This window comes from Nocardioides malaquae, from assembly GCF_015070385.1.
Taxonomy (GTDB): domain Bacteria; phylum Actinomycetota; class Actinomycetes; order Propionibacteriales; family Nocardioidaceae; genus Nocardioides; species Nocardioides malaquae.
On the sequence record NZ_JADCSA010000002.1, the window covers coordinates 229465 to 245574 of the forward strand.

Genomic DNA, 16110 nt, shown 5'->3' on the forward strand with positions numbered 1-16110 from the left:
AGAAATGACTGCCACTGTGGAAGAGACCCAGGCTGCCGGCTCCGCCGGTGGGGTCGGACGCATCTCGCGCGTCATCGGCGCGGTTGTGGACATCGAGTTCCCGACCGACGCGATGCCGGCGATCTACAACGCCCTCGAGGTTGACCGTGAGCTCGACGGTGTGACCGAGACGATCATCCTCGAGGTCTCCCAGCACATCGGTGACGGCATGGTCCGTGCCATCTCGATGCGCTCGACCGACGGCATGGTCCGTGGCACCCAGGTGCGCGACACCGGTGCCCCGATCTCCGTGCCCGTGGGTGACGCCACCCTGGGCAAGGTGTTCAACGTGATCGGTGAGCCGCTCAACCTCGCCGAGGGTGAGACGCTCGACGTCAAGGAGCGGTGGGGCATCCACCGCAAGGCCCCGTCCTTCGACCAGCTGGAGTCCAAGACCCAGATGTTCGAGACGGGCATCAAGGTCATCGACCTGCTCACCCCCTACGTGACCGGTGGAAAGATCGGTCTGTTCGGTGGTGCCGGTGTCGGCAAGACCGTGCTCATCCAGGAGATGATCGCCCGCGTCGCCAAGAACCACGGTGGTGTGTCGGTGTTCGCCGGTGTCGGTGAGCGCACCCGTGAGGGCAACGACCTGATCGTCGAGATGCAGGAGGCCGGCGTCTTCGACAAGGTCGCCCTGGTCTTCGGTCAGATGGACGAGCCCCCCGGTACGCGTCTGCGCGTGGCCCTCTCGGCCCTGACGATGGCGGAGTACTTCCGCGACGTGCAGAAGCAGGACGTGCTGCTGTTCGTCGACAACATCTTCCGCTTCACGCAGGCCGGTTCCGAGGTCTCCACGCTGCTCGGCCGCATGCCGTCCGCCGTGGGTTACCAGCCGAACCTCGCCGACGAGATGGGTCAGCTCCAGGAGCGCATCACCTCGACGCGTGGTCACTCGATCACCTCGATGCAGGCGATCTACGTGCCCGCCGACGACTACACCGACCCGGCTCCCGCCACGACGTTCGCCCACCTGGACGCCACGACGGAGCTCTCGCGTGACATCGCGTCGCTCGGTATCTACCCCGCCGTGGACCCGCTCACGTCGACGTCGCGCATCCTCGACCCGCAGTACATCGGTCAGGCGCACTACGACTGCGCGATCCGCGTCAAGCAGATCCTGCAGCGCAACAAGGAGCTCCAGGACATCATCGCGATCCTCGGTGTCGACGAGCTCTCCGAAGAGGACAAGATCATCGTGTCCCGGGCCCGTCGCATCCAGCGGTTCCTCTCGCAGAACACCTACGTGGCCAAGCAGTTCACCGGCATCGAGGGCTCGACGGTTCCGATCGCCGACACCATCGAGGCGTTCAACAAGATCGCCGACGGTGAGTACGACCACGTCGCCGAGCAGGCGTTCTTCATGTGCGGCGGTCTTGACGACGTCGAGGCCAAGTGGGCCGAGATCCAGAAGAACCTCTGATGGCTGGCACGCTGCAGGTGGAGCTCGTCGCCGCCGACCGCCTCGTGTGGTCGGGGGAGGCGAAGATGGTCATCGCCCGGACCACCGAGGGCGACATGGGTGTCCTGCCCGGTCACACCCCGGTCCTGTCGGTCATCATCGAGGGCGTCGTCGACATCCAGACGCCCGAGGGTGAGACCTGGGTGGCTGCCGTCGACGCCGGCTTCCTCTCCGTCTCCAACGACCGCGTCTCGATCCTGTCGGAGCGAGCCGAGATGTCGCACGAGATCGACCTGGAGAAGGCCCGTCGTGACCTCGAGCGGGCCCACGCGGCCGGCGAGGACGACGACGCGGCCCGCGAGGCCGTCCGTCGGGCCGAGGCTCGGGTGCGCGCCGTCGAGCGGGCTTCCTGACACGATCGCACCACAGCGCCAGTAGGGGGAGCACACGGGTGACCGGGTGCTCACCCTGCTGGCATTTCGGGTCCTGCAGCGTCCGTGCCCCGGGGGTGGTGCACCGGCCCGGCGCCCGACATGGTTGCATCTGCGCAACCAGCGGCGTGGACGAGGAGGACGCATGCACACAGGGTGGCTCTTGGTGCTGGACGTCGTGGGCGTCCTGCTTGTGGTCGTCCTGCTTCTCTGCGTCGCGCTCCTCGTGCGCCGCCGGATCATCTCCCGGACGGGCGGCACCTTCGAGGTCAGTCACCGCTCACCGTCGGCCCACGCCGGGCGGGGCTGGACGCTGGGCGTCGGGCGCTTCACCGGGGAGTCGTTGGAGTGGTTCCGCATCTTCTCCCTGAGCCCCCAGCCCTCGCGCGTGTGGAACCGCAACGAGATCGCCTACGAGGGCAGGCGCGCGCCCGAGGGCCCCGAGGTCCCCGCCTTGTACGCCGACCACGTGGTGGTGGTCTGCGCGACGCCTGAAGGAGAAGTGGAGCTGGCCATGAGCGACTCCTCGCTCATGGGCTTCCAGTCCTGGCTCGAGTCGGGGCCACCGGGCACCAACTGGGACAGCAAGCCGCTGCGCTGAGCGCGCTGGGCGGCGGCGCCCCGCAGCGCTGCGTCAGTCCCGCTCTCCGCCGGGGACCCAGAGCACGTCGCCCTGCTCGCGGTTGGCGTGCCGGGCCAGGATGAAGAGCAGGTCCGAGAGCCGGTTGAGGTAGGTGATCGCCACCTGGTTCATCGTGTCGGCGTGCTCCTCCCACGCACTCCATGCCGAGCGCTCCGCGCGGCGTACGACCGTGCGGGCCACGTGAAGGTGGGCGGCGGCGGGCGTTCCCCCGTTGAGGATGAAGGAGCGCAGGTTCTCCAGCTCCTCGTTGAACTCGTCGCACCAGCCCTCGAGGCGGTCGACGTAGGCCTGCTCGATGCGCAGCGGCGGGTACTCGGGGTTGGCGACCACGGGCGTGCAGAAGTCCGCGCCCACGTCGAAGAGGTCGTTCTGGACGCGGGTGAGGACCGCGCGGACACGGTCCTCGACGCCGTCGGTGGAGAGCGCGACGCCGATGGCGGCGTTGGCCTCGTCGACGTCGGCGTAGGCCGCGAGTCGTCGATCGGTCTTGCTCGTCTCGCTCATGTCGCCGAGGCGGGTGGAGCCGGCGTCGCCGGTGCGGGTGTAGATGCGCGTCAGGTTGACCATGCCACGAAGGCTAGCGGGGGAGCAGGACAGCTCGGCGGCGTCCCAGGCGTCACCCGGCTGCACTGTTGTCTACCGACGGGTCACCCGAGGCGGCGTCCGATTATCGGGCGACGCGTCTCAGTGCGGAGAACAAATGTTTGGAGCAGTGCAACCAAGTGGGATACCAACGTCGTCATAGAGGTTGTGGCGCCGCGAACAGGTCGTGGTCGTCACCGCACTGCTCGGGCCGTCGGGGGATGGTCCGGGTCCGGCGATCGGGAGCCGGGAAGGGGTTGAGGGGCGTGGAGATCTACACCAGCGGTGGTGTGCTTCATCTGGTGGGGGACTTCGACGTCCGTAGCACCGCTGCGGTGCGCGACGCCATCCACGGCGCACTGGGACGCTCCGGCGACGTGGTCGTCGACCTCTCCGGCGTGGAGAGCGTCGACGTCACCGCCCTGCGCGTCCTGGCGGTGGCCACCCACCGGGCTTCGCGCCGGGGAGACCACCTGCGCCTGCGCGGCTGCGGTCCCGCCGTGCGCCGCATGCTGCACATCTCGCGCCTGATCCGCGCCGTCGAGGTCGAGCGGGTCCCCGTCTCGGTCTGACGGTTCGGCCGCCCCAGGGCGACCAGTGGCATATCCCACTTCGAGACCCGTCGCCACGCTCGATCCGTACGCATAGCATCTGCAGCATGACTGAGCCCAAGACCGCCAAGGACCGTCCGTGGGTGATGCGCACCTACGCCGGCCACTCGACGGCAGCCGCCTCCAACGCCCTCTACCGGACCAACCTCGCGAAGGGGCAGACCGGTCTCTCGGTGGCGTTCGACCTCCCGACCCAGACCGGTTACGACCCCGACTCGCCGCTCAGTCGCGGTGAGGTCGGCAAGGTCGGCGTCCCGGTCCCGCACCTGGGCGAGATGCGCCGACTCTTCGAGGACATCCCGCTCACGGCGATGAACACCTCGATGACGATCAACGCGCCGGCCATGTGGCTGCTCGCCCTCTACCAGGTCGCCGCCGAGGAGCAGAACCCCGAGCTCGACCCGGCCGAGGTGGCGCAGCAGCTCGCCGGCACCACGCAGAACGACATCATCAAGGAGTACCTCTCCCGGGGCACCTACGTCTTCGGGCCCGAGCACTCGATGCGGCTGACGGCCGACACCATCGCCTACACGGTCAACCACATCCCCAAGTGGAACCCGATCAACATCTGCAGCTACCACCTGCAGGAGGCCGGCGCCACGCCCGCGCAGGAGCTCGCCTACGCCCTGTGCACCGCGATCGCCGTGCTTGACCGGGTGAAGGAGTCCGGCCAGGTCTCCGACGACGACTTCGAGAAGGTCGTGGGGCGTATCTCCTTCTTCGTGAACGCCGGCGTGCGCTTCGTCGAGGAGACGTGCAAGATGCGGGCCTTCGTCGAGATGTGGGACGAGATCACCCGTGAGCGCTACGGCGTCCAGGACCCCAAGATGCGGCGCTTCCGCTACGGGGTGCAGGTCAACTCCCTGGGGCTCACCGAGGCCCAGCCCGAGAACAACGTGCAGCGGATCGTGCTGGAGATGCTCGGCGTGACGCTCTCCAAGAACGCCCGGGCCCGCGCCGTGCAGCTGCCCGCCTGGAACGAGGCGCTCGGACTGCCGCGCCCCTGGGATCAGCAGTGGTCGCTGCGGCTCCAGCAGGTGCTCGCCTACGAGTCCGACCTGCTCGAGTACGCCGACATCTTCGACGGCAGCCACGTCATCGAGGCGAAGGTCGCCGAGCTCGTCGCCGCGGCCCGCGAGGAGATGGACAAGGTGCAGGCCATGGGCGGCGCCGTGGCTGCAGTGGAGGCCGGCTACATGAAGTCCGAGCTCGTGGCCGCCCACGCCGCGCGCCGCGCGCGGATCGAGGCCGGCGAGGAGATCATCGTCGGTGTCAACAAGTTCGAGTCCACCGAGCCGTCGCCGCTGACCGCCAACCTCGACGAGGCCATCCAGACCGCCGACCCCGAGGCGGAGAAGGCGGCGCTGGCGAGCCTGGAAGCGTGGAAGGCCCAGCGCGACCAGGCCGAGGTCGACGAGGCGCTGGCCCGCCTGGCAGCTGACGCGAAGACGGACAAGAACCTGATGGAGGCGACGCTCGCGGCCGCTCGCGCCGGTGTGACCACCGGTGAGTGGGCCGGCACGCTGCGCGAGGTCTTCGGCGAGTTCCGGGCGCCCACCGGCGTCTCGGGTGCCGTCGGTGCCGCAGAGGCAGGCGAGGCCCTGACCCGGGTGCGTGAGCGCGTGGCGGCAACGGGTGAGGAGCTGGGGGGCCGACTGCGGCTGCTCGTCGGCAAGCCCGGGCTCGACGGTCACAGCAACGGCGCCGAGCAGGTGGCCGTGCGCGCCCGTGACGCCGGGTTCGAGGTCATCTACCAGGGCATCCGGCTGACCCCCGAACAGATCGTCGCCGCGGCCGCCGCCGAGGACGTCCACTGCGTGGGTCTCTCGATCCTCTCCGGTTCGCACATGGAGCTGGTGCCGTCTGTCCTGCAGGGCCTGCGCGACGCCGGCCTCGACGACGTCCCCGTCATCGTCGGCGGCATCATCCCCGACTCCGACGGTCGCGCGCTGACGGAGCAGGGCGTCGCAGCGGTCTACACGCCGAAGGACTTCGGCCTGACCGAGATCATGGACGGCATCGTCGACGTGATCCGGAAGGCCAACGGTCTGGACTGACCGCTGCACCCGTCCCGGCGTCGAGGGGCTCCGCACACGCGGGGCCCCTCGTGCCGTGTCTGGGGGGCACGGCGCCGTTCCACGATTCGAGCAAAGGTTAGGCATGCCTTAGTTCGGCTGTTATGGTCGTCGGCATGGGCAAGGGCAGGTCGACCTCACCGCAGAGTTCGCTGTGCGGTGAGCTGGGCGCGTCTGCTCCCAAGAAGGGCAAGAAGAAGCAGAAGGCCGCCAAGAAGTCGGAGAAGAAGTCCGACAAGCTGGCCGGCAAGCAGCCGACGGTGGCCAAGCTCCCGAAGAAGAAGTGCTGCGAGTCGAAGACCCGTTGCGGACGCTGCCCACTGCGCATGCTCAAGGAGGGCACCCTGCCCGAGGGTTACACCGTGCACCGCCGCAAGCTCGTCAAGGTCTCTGCGGTGCCGCAGCGCGGCGAGAAGAAGAAGTCCGCGGCCTGAGGGCGGACGTACGCCCCCTCGGCGCCGAACGCCCCGCTCGCTCGCGTGGGGTGGGCGAGGCAGCCTTCGGAGGAACCCCTCAGAAGAGGCGGTCCTCCGCGTCGTCCAGGCCTCGCAGTGCGTCGTAGTCGACCACCTTGCACTGGATCCCGCGGTCCTCGGCCAGCACCTTCGCCTGCGGCTTGATCAGCTGGGCCGCGAAGATGCCGCGCACCGGTCCACGACTCGTGAGCAGGGGGTCGCGGTTGAGCAGCTCGAGGTAGCGGGTGAGCTGCTCGACGCCGTCGATCTCCCCACGCCGCTTGATCTCGACGGCCACGGAGAGGCCGGAGGCGTCGCGGCACATCAGGTCCACCGGGCCGATGGCCGTGGGGAACTCTCGACGCACGAGGGTCAGGCCCTCCGCGATCGTCGCCGGGTGGTCGGCCAGCAGCTCCTGCAGGTGCTTCTCCACCCCGTCCTTCTGCAGGCCGGGGTCCAGTCCCAGGTCGTGGGAGGAGTCGTGGTGGATCTCCTCGATGAGGATCCGCAGGGTGTCGTCGGTGCGCGACGTGACCGTCCACTCCACCGCTCCCGCGTCCGTGGTCGACTCCCGCAGGGTGCACGGAGGAGACATCCAGTTGAGGGGCTTGTAGGAGCCTCCGTCGCTGTGCACCAGCACCGATCCGTCGGCCTTGATCATCAGCACGCGGGTGGCCATCGGGAGGTGGGCGGAGAGGCGACCGGCGTAGTCGACCTGGCAGGTGGCAACGACGAGTCTCACGGGTCGGCAATCTACCGGTCGGCCCAGCGACCGGCGACATCGCGAGGGAACCGGCCTCATGTGGTCCACGTCTCGAACCGAATCGTGGTTCCTGCTTGTTACCACTCGGTACGGATGGCATGGTGCCTCCATGAATGAGACCGCGAGCGCTGAGCAGATCTCCCACGACCTCGTCCTGCCCTACCTCAACCACGCCATCCGCATGTACGCCGAGGGTTACGCCTCGCGCGAGGACATCGACGCCGCCATGCGGTTCGGTTGCGGATACCCCGTGGGTCCGCTGACCGCGGTCGAGGAGATGGGCCTGGAGAAGGCACGCGACCTCCTCGCCGCCCAGTTCGCCAGCACCGGTGACGAGCTGCACGAGCCCGCCTCCCTCCTCGAGGAGCGCGTCGCCGCCGGGGCGACCACCCTGGCCGCCGGCGACGACAGCGCCGCTGCGCCGGTTCCCGAGATGCGCCACGACGTGCGCACCGTCGGCGTCGTCGGCACCGGCACCATGGCCGCGGGCATCGTCGAGGTCTTCGCCAAGGGCGGCTTCGACGTCGTCTTCGTCGGCCGCAGCCAGGAGAAGCTCGACGGCGTGGTCTCCGGGATCACCCGCTCCCTCGACCGCGCCATCTCCAAGGGCAAGCTCACCGAGGACGCCAAGTCCGAGGTGCTGGCCCGCCTCAGCGGCGCCACCGAGCGCGAGGCGCTCGGTGAGGTCGACCTGGTCGTCGAGGCGATCGCCGAAGACCTCGACGTCAAGAAGCAGCTCTTCACCGACCTCGACCGCATCTGCAAGCAGGGCGCGATCCTGGCCACCACCACCTCCTCCCTGCCGATCACCACCCTGGCCGAGGTCACCTCGCGTCCGGAGTGGGTCATCGGCATGCACTTCTTCAACCCCGCCCCGGTGATGAAGCTGGTCGAGGTCGTCACCACCTCGTCGACCTCCGCCGAGGTCGACGAGACCACCCGTGCCCTCTGCAAGGTGTTGGGCAAGGTCGCCGTCTCCTGCGGTGACCGCGCCGGGTTCATCGTCAACGCGCTCCTCTTCCCCTACCTCAACGACGCGGTGAAGATGCTGGAGTCGGGTCGCGCCGACATGGCGACCATCGACGCCGCGATCAAGGAGCAGGTGAAGTTCCCGCTCGGCCCCTTCGAGCTGCTCGACGTGGTCGGCAACGACGTCTCCCTGGCCATCCAGAAGGAGCTGCACGCCGAGTTCAAGCACGACGGGTTCGCCCCGGCGCCGATGCTGGAGCAGGTCGTGGCCGAGGGTCGCCTGGGCCGCAAGACCAAGCGCGGCTTCCACGACTACAGCTGAACCACGCCCGCCCCTCGACGCCCCCCCCCCGCCGGGGGTGGGGCGTTGTGCGTGGGGGGACGGGTCACGGCCGCTGCGTAGACTGGGGCGCATGGAGCTCCTCGCGCCCCTCGTCCTCGTCTCCGCCGTCCTGGCGGCCGTGGTGTGGCTGGCCGCCGCGGCCTCCCGTCGCTCGCAGCGACGCGCGGCCGAGCTCGCCGAGGCGGAGCTGGCCCCGGTGCGTCGCCTCGTGGAGGAGGACGTCACCGCACTGGGTGTGGAGCTGCAGGAGCTCGACGTCGACGTCGCAGGACACCCCCTGGACGCCGGCGCCAACGCCGACTACCAGCGCGCCCTCGACGCCTACGAGTCCGCCAAGGTCGCCGCCGCCCAGCTGAGCGCCCCCGACCAGGTGCGTCACGTGACGGAGATCCTCGAGGACGGCCGCTACGCCATGGCCTGCGTGCGCGCTCGGGTGGAGTCCAAGCCCCTGCCCACCCGGCGTCCGCCCTGCTTCTTCGACCCGCGGCACGGCCCGTCGGTGGCCGACGTGCCGTGGACCCCGCCGGGTGGGGCGGCCAGGGACGTCCCGGCCTGCGCTCTCGACGTCGAGCGGGTGCGAGCCGGAGCCGAGCCCGACATCCGCAAGGTGATGGTCGGCTCGCAGCGCGTGCCCTACTGGCAGGGCGGGCGGGCCTACCAGCCCTACGCTGCGGGTTACTACGGCGGCTTCGGGCCGATGCAGTGGATGTTCATGGGCGTGCTCTTCTCCGGTGGGCTCAACGGACTGGGTGAGGCGATCGGCGGCATCGGTGAGGGCCTCGGCGAGGCCGTCGGCGGCATCGGTGAGGGCCTGGGCGACCTCTTCGACGGCTTCGACTTCTGACCGTGGCGCCCGTCGGCGACAATGCAGCCGTGAGCGAGACGTACGAGGAGAAGCTGCACACCACCGTGCTGTCGGAGCAGGGACCCCCGCTGGTCTTCTGCCACGGCCTCTTCGGTCAGGGGCGCAACTGGTCGACGATCGGCAAGGCGTTGGCGCAGGACCACGCCGTCACGCTCGTCGACCTGCCCAACCACGGCCGTTCGCCCTGGACACCGACCGTGGACCTCGAGGCCGACGCCGACCGTCTGGTGGCCCAGCTCGGCGACGGCCCGCCCCTGACCCTGGTGGGCCACTCGATGGGCGGCAAGGTCGCCATGCTCGCGGCCCTGCGCCACCCCGAACGGGTGGAGCGGCTCGTCGTCGTCGACATCGCCCCGGTCTCCTACGGACACCTCGACGAGTTCACGGGCTACATCGACGGCATGCTCGCCCTCGACACCGACGCCCTGTCGAACCGTGGCGACGCCGACGAGGCGCTCAGGGAGGCGGTGCCGTCGGACTTCGTGCGCGGCTTCCTGCTGCAGAGCCTGCGCCGCACCGACGAGGGGTGGCGGTGGCAGCTCAACCTGCCGGTGCTGCGTGAGCGGCTCCAGGACGTCAGCGGGTGGCCGGCATCGTGGTCCGAGCACGAGCCCTACCCGGGCCAGGTGCTGTGGATCGCCGGTGCTGACTCGGGCTACGTCAAGGACGAGTACGCCCCCGCGATGGAGGCACTCTTCCCGCGGGTGCGCCGAGTGACCATCAAGGGCGGCGGGCACTACGTGCACTCCCAGCAGCCCGAGGTCTTCGTCGAGGTGCTGCGTCGCTTCCTCGACTCCCCGGTGCGCTGACGCCGAAGGGGCGCCGGATTCCTCCGGCGCCCCTTCGGTGTCGTCTGCTGGTGTGGCTGGGGCTCAGTCGTCCTCGGCGAAGCCGGCCACGACGTCACGCAGCGCCCCGAGCTGGGCCGTGATCGCCTCGCGGCGCTTCGCCATCCGCTCCACCTCGGCTCGCAGGGCGGCCAGCTCACGCTCAGACTCGGCGTGACCGGCCGCAGCGATCGCCTCGGCCTGGGTCTTCGCAGAGGTCACGATCTGCTGCGCCTCGCGACGGGCCCGGGCCAGCATCGCCTCCGCCTCGGTCTGGGCCTGCTGGCGCTGGGTGGTGGCCTGCGTCGTTGCCTGGCGGGCGCGGTCCTCGGCGGCCGCAGCGCGGTCCTCGGACTCCTTGACCAGTCGAGCTGTCTCAGCGGTGGCGTTGGAGTGGTGCTCGGCGGCTTCCTTGGCGAGCCGCTCCTTCTCCACGGCCAGCGTGCGTCGGGCCTCCTGCACCTCGCGGTCCGCCGCGGCGCGTGCCTGCTCGGCCTCGCGCTTGGCGGTCGTACGCAGGTCCTGCGTCTCCTGCTGGGCCGCGAGCCGCACCTGGTCGGCCTCGCGCTGGGCCGCGGCGCGGAGGTCGGCGGCCTCGGCGAGCGCGAGCGTACGCTCCTGGTCGGCGTCGGCCATGACGCGGGCGCGGCTCTCCTCGAGCTCCTTGAGCTGGACGACGCGCATGTCCTCGGCCTCGCGCGCGGCCTCGGCCCGAATGGCCTTGGCGTCACGGTGGGCCTGGTCGCGGATGTCGGCGGCGTCGCGCTCAGCCACCGCACGCACGTCGGCAGCCTCGTCCTCAGCCAGGCGGAGCATGGAGGCGGCCCGGCCCCCGAGCCCGGCGTAGGTCGGCTTCTCGGCCTCCGCCAGCAGGGCGCGCGTCTGCTCCAGCTCGCTCTCGAGCCCGGAGACCTGGGCCTTGAGGCGCGAGATCTGCTCGGTCATCTGCGCCTGCGCTGCCGAGACGGTCGACAGATGCCGGTCGACGGCGTCCTTGTCGTAACCACCGCGACGGACGAGCGGCAGGGCCGGCTGACTCACGCCCGTGGAGGGACGCGGGGACGTGGCCGGCACGGACTGCGTCCTGGCGGCGCCCACCGAGGTCGAGTTCTGGGGCGTCGTGGCCTGGGGCGCGCGGGCGGGAGCGGGGGAGGAGTCGCTGCCCCGCGAAGCCACACGCACCGGGGTGGCCACGGCCGGCTGGACCCGTGTCTTCTCGGCGGGACTCTCCTCCTGCGTGGGGATCCGCTGAGTCTTCTCCTCGGGAGCCGTCTGCGGCTCCGGCTCGAAGATGGACAGGCCTTCGTCGCGGCTCATGTGTGGGCACGCCCCTTCCGATGTTCTGGCGGATGTCGTGGTCGACGACCCCGACCCCAAGTGTGACCCATCGGGAAAGCGAACACACCCCGGCTCGCGGAACTTCACGCACGTGAAGTTGCCGGCGAACCGGGGTGTGTCAGGACTGGTTTCCCAGACTCCGAGGGAGCGGTCCTCAGACCCCGCGGTGTTGACGTGCGGGGCGTCCTGCGGGGCTCGGCTGCGGTGCCCCTCGCTGCGCTCGGGTCACCTTCGCCTCACTCCTCAGACCCCGCGGAAGCGGTTGATCTCGGTGAGGTGCTTGGCGCGCATCTCGGTGTCGACCACGCCGAGGCCCTCCTCGGGGGCCAGGCAGAGGACGCCGACCTTGCCCTGGTGGGCGTTCTTGTGCACGTCGAGCGAGGCCTGGCCCACCTCGTCGAGGGAGTAGACCTTCGACAGGGTCGGGTGGATGGCGCCCTTGGCGATGAGGCGGTTGGCCTCCCACGACTCGCGGTAGTTGGCGAAGTGGCTGGAGACGATGCGCTTGAGGTTCATCCACAGGTAGCGGTTGTCGTACTCGTGCATGTAGCCGGTGGTCGAGGCGCAGGTGGTGATGGTGCCGCCCTTGCGGGTCACGAACACCGAGGCGCCGAAGGTCTCGCGACCGGGGTGCTCGAAGACGATGTCGATGTCCTCGCCGCCGGTGAGCTCGCGGATCTTGGAGCCGAAGCGCTTCCACTCCTTGGGGTTCTGCTTGGTGCCGTCCTCGTTCCAGAACTGGTAGTTCTCCTCGGCACGGTTGATCACCAGCTCGGCGCCCATGGAGCGCACGATCTTGGCCTTCTCCTCGTTGGAGACCACGCAGACCGGGTTGGCGCCGCCGTTGAGGGCGTACTGGGTGGCGAAGCCGCCGAGGCCGCCGGAGGCGCCCCAGATGAGGACGTTGTCGCCCTGCTTCATGCCGCCGCCGTTCTTGGAGACCAGCTGGCGGTAGGCGGTCGCGTTGACCAGACCGGGGGAGGCGGCCTCCTCCCAGGTGAGGTGCTCGGGCTTCGGCATCAGCTGGTTGGCCTTGACGAGGGCGACGTGGGCGAGGCCACCGAAGTTGGTCTCGAAGCCCCAGATGCGCTGCTCGGTGTCGAGCATCGTGTCGTTGTGGCCGTCGGGGCCCTCGAGCTCGACCGAGAGGCAGTGGGCCACGACGCGGTCGCCCGGGTTCCACTTCTGCACGCCGGGGCCGGTGCGCAGCACGACGCCGGAGAGGTCGGAGCCCACCACGTGGTAGGGCAGGTCGTGGCGCTTGCCGAGGGCGCCGGTACGGCCGAGGCGCTCGAGGAAGCCGAAGGTGGAGACGGGCTCGAAGATCGAGGTCCACACGGTGTTGTAGTTGATGGCCGAGGCCATCACGGCGACCAAGGCCTCGCCCGGGCCGAGCTCGGGCAGCGCGACGTCGTCGACGCGCAGCGACTTGCGGGGGTCCTTGTCGCGGCTGGCGACACCCTCGAACATGTCGACGTCGTCCTTGTGCACGAAGGCGGCGCGGTAGTGGTCGGGGATCTCGAGGTTCGCGAAGTCCTCGGTGGTGGCCTCGCCGGACTGGATGGCGTCGAGGATGTTCTGCACGGTGGCTCCTAGGGAGGATTCAAGGGCGTTCCGGTGAAGGTTACGTGTCAGTAACCAAGGGGGGAAGAGGTGTGCGTGAGGTCACACGATCTCAGTGCTGGGCGTCCGCGGCGGGCTCGACCAGCTCGACGAGGACGCCGCCGGCGTCCTTCGGGTGCACGAAGTTGATGCGGGAGTTGGCGGTGCCGCGCTTGGGTGCGTCGTAGAGCAGGCGCACGCCGCGCTCGCGCAGGACGGCGCTGACCGCCTCGACGTCGGTGACGCGGTAGGCGAGCTGCTGCAGGCCCGGACCCGAGCGGTCGATGAACTTCGCGATCGTGGACTGCTCGTTGAGCGGCGCCAGGAGCTGGATGAAGGAACCGGAGTCGGCGACGGCCACCATGGCCTCGCGCACGCCCTGCTCCTCGTTGGTCTCGGAGTGGGCGACCTCCATGCCGAAGACGTCGCGGTAGAACTCGATCGCCTCGTCGAGGTCGGGCACCGCGATGCCCACGTGGTCGATGGCGACGAAGAGAGGGGAGGGGATCTGCAGAGTCATGGACCTATGGTCGCCGCTCGTCCGGCGGCGCCGCCAGCGGGTCCACATCGGGGACGCCCGACGTCCTGTGGGCAGGGACACCGCACGTGTGGCGGGACACACGCCCCGACTCCACGGTCGGGGACTAGGCTCGTGGCATCTGTTCCCAGCAAGAAGGGCACCCACCCATGTCAGGCACCACTTCCGTCATCGTCGCGGGCGCGCGCACCCCCATCGGCCGTCTCCTCGGTGGTCTCAAGGACCAGAGCGCTGCGGACCTCGGTGGCGTGGCCATCGCCGGCGCCCTCGAGAAGGCCGGCGTCTCCGGAGACCAGGTCGAGTACGTCCTCATGGGCCAGGTCATCCAGGCCGGCGCAGGTCAGATCACCGCCCGCCAGGCCGCGGTCAAGGGCGGCATCCCGATGAACGTCCCCGCGCTGACCATCAACAAGGTCTGCCTCTCGGGCATCAACGCCATCGCGCTGGCCGACCAGCTCATCCGCGCCGGGGAGCACGAGATCGTCGTGGCCGGCGGCATGGAGTCGATGACCCAGGCCCCCCACCTGCTCCCGAAGTCGCGTGACGGCTTCAAGTACGGCGACACCACCCTCGTCGACTCGATGGCCTACGACGCGCTCTACGACCAGTTCACCAGCCAGGCCATGGGTGGCCTCACCGAGGGCTGCAACGCCGCTGGCGCCAACCTCACCCGCGAGGAGCAGGACGCCTTCGCCGCCGAGTCGCACCAGCGCGCCGCCAAGGCGCAGGCCAACGGCCTCTTCGACGACGAGATCGTCCCGGTCGTCATCAAGACGCGCAAGGGCGAGGTCACCGTCTCCCAGGACGAGGGTGTGCGTGGCGAGACCACCGTCGAGTCGCTGGGCAAGCTGCGCCCCGCCTTCTCCAAGGACGGCACCATCACCGCCGGCTCGGCCTCCCAGATCTCCGACGGTGCTGCCGCCGTCGTCGTGATGAGCAAGGCGAAGGCCGAGGAGCTCGGCCTCACCTGGATCGCCGAGATCGGCGCCTCCGGCCAGGTGGCCGGCCCTGACTCCACGCTGCAGCTGCAGCCGGCCAACGCCATCAAGAAGGCGGTCGAGAAGGAGGGCATCTCCGTCTCCGACATCGACCTCTTCGAGCTCAACGAGGCCTTCGCGGCGGTCGGGATCGAGTCTGCCCGCGAGCTCGGCGTCTCGGACGACAAGGTCAACGTCAACGGTGGCGCGATCGCCCTGGGCCACCCCGTCGGCATGTCGGGCGCCCGGATCGTGCTCCACCTGGCGCACGAGCTGAAGCGCCGCGGCGGCGGCATCGGCGCGGCTGCCCTGTGCGGTGGCGGCGGCCAGGGTGACGCCCTGATCATCCGCGTGCCCAGCGCCTGACGGGCTCGATGAACACTCGGACCGGGGGCCGACGCCGTGAGGTGTCGGTCCCCGATCTCGTCGAGCGGGCCCGCGCAGGACAGCACGCGGCGATCGCCCGCCTGCTGACACTGGTGGAGGACGCCTCCCCGCTGCTGCACGAGGTGATGACGGAGCTGGCGCCGTACTGGGGTCGCGCCCATGTCGTGGGGCTCACCGGGTCGCCGGGCGTGGGCAAGTCGACCAGCACCAACGCGCTGGTGCGGGAGCTCCGGCGACAGGGGCAGCGGGTCGCCGTGCTGGCCATCGACCCGTCCTCGCCGTTCTCCGGGGGCGCCCTGCTGGGGGACCGGGTGCGGATGGGTGACCACACCGGTGACCCGGAGGTGTACATCCGGTCCATGGCGTCGCGCGGCCACCTGGGCGGACTCTCGTGGGCCACCCCGCAGGCCGTGCGGGTGTTGGACGCCGTCGGCTTCGACACCGTCCTGGTCGAGACCGTCGGGGTGGGGCAGAGCGAGGTGGAGATCGCCGGCCTGGCCGACTCCACCGTCGTCCTGCTGGCTCCCGGCATGGGTGACGGCATCCAGGCGGCGAAGGCAGGCATCCTCGAGATCGGTGACCTGTACGTCGTCAACAAGGCCGACCGTGAGGGTGCCGACACGGTGCGCCGCGAGCTGCGCACGATGCTGTCGCACTCCGAACGCCCGGAGCCGGCCTGGCGCAGGCCCGTGCTGAAGACGGTGGCCCGCACCGGTGAGGGCATGGAGAAGGTCGTGGATTCGCTGGCCGAGCACCGCGCCTGGCTCTCCACCTCGGGTGACCTGGAGCGACGTCGCACGGCCAGGGCGGAGCGCGAGATCGAGGCCATCGCGCTGGAGCTGCTGCGTCGCAGGTGGGGATCGGTCGGCCAGCGTGGTCTGGTGCCGCCGCTGGCGGCTGACGTGGTGGCCGGCCGCACCGACCCCCACACGGCGGCGGCGACGCTCGTGGGGGAGTGACCGGTTCGAGGCCCATACCCCCGATCGGGGGTATGGGCCTCGACGCGGGCGCGCCTGCGGGGCCTTGGCGGCGACGACTGGTAGCAATGTCTGGTCGTGTGACCTGAACTCGGACGGAGCGCAACCTTGAAGGCCAAGAAGGTGATCCTCATCCTCGTGGTCGGATTCCTCCTCTACTGGATGTTCTCCGACCCCTCCGGCCTGGCTGGAGCCGGTGAATCCTTGGCGCTCAACGTCTGGGACCTGCTCCTGAACTTCTTCCAGGCCGTGCTCGACTTCGTGGGCGCGTTGGCGTGACCCGGGC

17 protein-coding genes are annotated in these 16110 nt (G+C 69.8%); 12 read left to right on the forward strand and 5 right to left on the reverse strand.

The genetic code is table 11. The features are described from left to right. Positions 1-4: 4 nt before the first annotated feature. From atpD to IEQ44_RS03090, 3 genes are all read left to right on the forward strand, one after another. Entirely contained in the window at positions 5-1462 is a 1458-nt protein-coding gene (gene atpD / locus IEQ44_RS03080) for a F0F1 ATP synthase subunit beta (RefSeq protein ID WP_193636944.1), read from the forward strand. After that, positions 1462-1854: a F0F1 ATP synthase subunit epsilon gene (locus IEQ44_RS03085; protein WP_193636945.1), complete on the forward strand. Its 393-nt coding sequence runs from the start codon at positions 1462-1464 to the stop codon at positions 1852-1854. The genes atpD and IEQ44_RS03085 overlap by 1 nt, the downstream gene beginning before the upstream one ends. A gap of 163 nt (positions 1855-2017) precedes the next feature. After that, positions 2018-2473: a DUF2550 domain-containing protein gene (locus tag IEQ44_RS03090; protein ID WP_193636946.1), complete on the forward strand. Its 456-nt coding sequence runs from the start codon at positions 2018-2020 to the stop codon at positions 2471-2473. A gap of 33 nt (positions 2474-2506) precedes the next feature. Here IEQ44_RS03090 and IEQ44_RS03095 read toward each other — a convergent pair whose 3' ends face one another. Further along, positions 2507-3082: a cob(I)yrinic acid a,c-diamide adenosyltransferase gene (locus IEQ44_RS03095; RefSeq protein ID WP_193636947.1), complete on the reverse strand. Its 576-nt coding sequence runs from the start codon at positions 3080-3082 to the stop codon at positions 2507-2509. Positions 3083-3363: 281 nt separating this feature from the next. Between IEQ44_RS03095 and IEQ44_RS03100 the strand changes: the two genes are divergently transcribed. The 3 genes from IEQ44_RS03100 to IEQ44_RS03110 all read left to right on the forward strand — a co-directional run bounded on the left by IEQ44_RS03100 (position 3364) and on the right by IEQ44_RS03110 (position 6217). After that, on the forward strand, positions 3364-3669 hold the full coding sequence (locus tag IEQ44_RS03100; protein ID WP_193636948.1) for an STAS domain-containing protein: 306 nt from the start codon (positions 3364-3366) through the stop codon (positions 3667-3669). An 86-nt stretch (positions 3670-3755) separates the two neighbouring features. Next, positions 3756-5765, forward strand: coding sequence for a protein meaA (locus IEQ44_RS03105; RefSeq protein ID WP_193636949.1), 2010 nt, complete (start codon positions 3756-3758; stop codon positions 5763-5765). A 134-nt stretch (positions 5766-5899) separates the two neighbouring features. Continuing rightward, the gene (locus tag IEQ44_RS03110; protein WP_193637068.1) at positions 5900-6217 is read left to right on the forward strand and encodes a hypothetical protein; all 318 of its coding nucleotides are present in this window, start codon (positions 5900-5902) and stop codon (positions 6215-6217) included. A 79-nt stretch (positions 6218-6296) separates the two neighbouring features. Here the strand turns inward: IEQ44_RS03110 and nucS are convergent, their stop codons facing one another. After that, positions 6297-7040, reverse strand: a complete 744-nt coding sequence (gene nucS, locus IEQ44_RS03115; protein WP_227486788.1) for an endonuclease NucS — start codon at positions 7038-7040, stop codon at positions 6297-6299. 70 nt (positions 7041-7110) lie between these two features. Between nucS and IEQ44_RS03120 the strand changes: the two genes are divergently transcribed. The 3 genes from IEQ44_RS03120 (at position 7111) to IEQ44_RS03130 (ending at position 9987) form a co-directional block, all read left to right on the forward strand. Then, complete coding sequence (locus IEQ44_RS03120; RefSeq protein WP_193636951.1) at positions 7111-8292, forward strand: 3-hydroxyacyl-CoA dehydrogenase NAD-binding domain-containing protein; 1182 nt, start codon at positions 7111-7113, stop codon at positions 8290-8292. A 91-nt stretch (positions 8293-8383) separates the two neighbouring features. Next, positions 8384-9157, forward strand: a complete 774-nt coding sequence (locus tag IEQ44_RS03125; RefSeq protein WP_193636952.1) for a hypothetical protein — start codon at positions 8384-8386, stop codon at positions 9155-9157. Positions 9158-9186: 29 nt separating this feature from the next. Then, a complete protein-coding gene (locus IEQ44_RS03130) occupies positions 9187-9987 on the forward strand; it encodes an alpha/beta fold hydrolase (RefSeq protein ID WP_193636953.1) in 801 nt (266 codons plus the stop codon). A gap of 63 nt (positions 9988-10050) precedes the next feature. Here the strand turns inward: IEQ44_RS03130 and IEQ44_RS03135 are convergent, their stop codons facing one another. The 3 genes from IEQ44_RS03135 to mce form a co-directional block, all read right to left on the reverse strand. Then, positions 10051-11322 (reverse strand): hypothetical protein, encoded by a 1272-nt coding sequence (locus IEQ44_RS03135; RefSeq protein ID WP_193636954.1) that lies wholly within the window; start codon positions 11320-11322, stop codon positions 10051-10053. A 264-nt stretch (positions 11323-11586) separates the two neighbouring features. After that, entirely contained in the window at positions 11587-12927 is a 1341-nt protein-coding gene (gene ccrA / locus IEQ44_RS03140) for a crotonyl-CoA carboxylase/reductase (RefSeq protein ID WP_193636955.1), read from the reverse strand. A 91-nt stretch (positions 12928-13018) separates the two neighbouring features. Beyond that, positions 13019-13465: a methylmalonyl-CoA epimerase gene (mce, locus tag IEQ44_RS03145; RefSeq protein WP_193636956.1), complete on the reverse strand. Its 447-nt coding sequence runs from the start codon at positions 13463-13465 to the stop codon at positions 13019-13021. Positions 13466-13632: 167 nt separating this feature from the next. Here mce and IEQ44_RS03150 point away from each other — a divergent pair, with 167 nt between their 5' ends. The 3 genes from IEQ44_RS03150 to IEQ44_RS03160 all read left to right on the forward strand — a co-directional run bounded on the left by IEQ44_RS03150 (position 13633) and on the right by IEQ44_RS03160 (position 16103). Next, positions 13633-14826, forward strand: coding sequence for an acetyl-CoA C-acetyltransferase (locus IEQ44_RS03150; protein ID WP_193636957.1), 1194 nt, complete (start codon positions 13633-13635; stop codon positions 14824-14826). Positions 14827-14834: 8 nt separating this feature from the next. After that, entirely contained in the window at positions 14835-15806 is a 972-nt protein-coding gene (gene meaB / locus IEQ44_RS03155) for a methylmalonyl Co-A mutase-associated GTPase MeaB (protein WP_193636958.1), read from the forward strand. A gap of 126 nt (positions 15807-15932) precedes the next feature. Further along, positions 15933-16103: a hypothetical protein gene (locus IEQ44_RS03160; protein ID WP_193636959.1), complete on the forward strand. Its 171-nt coding sequence runs from the start codon at positions 15933-15935 to the stop codon at positions 16101-16103. Positions 16104-16110 lie beyond the last annotated feature (7 nt).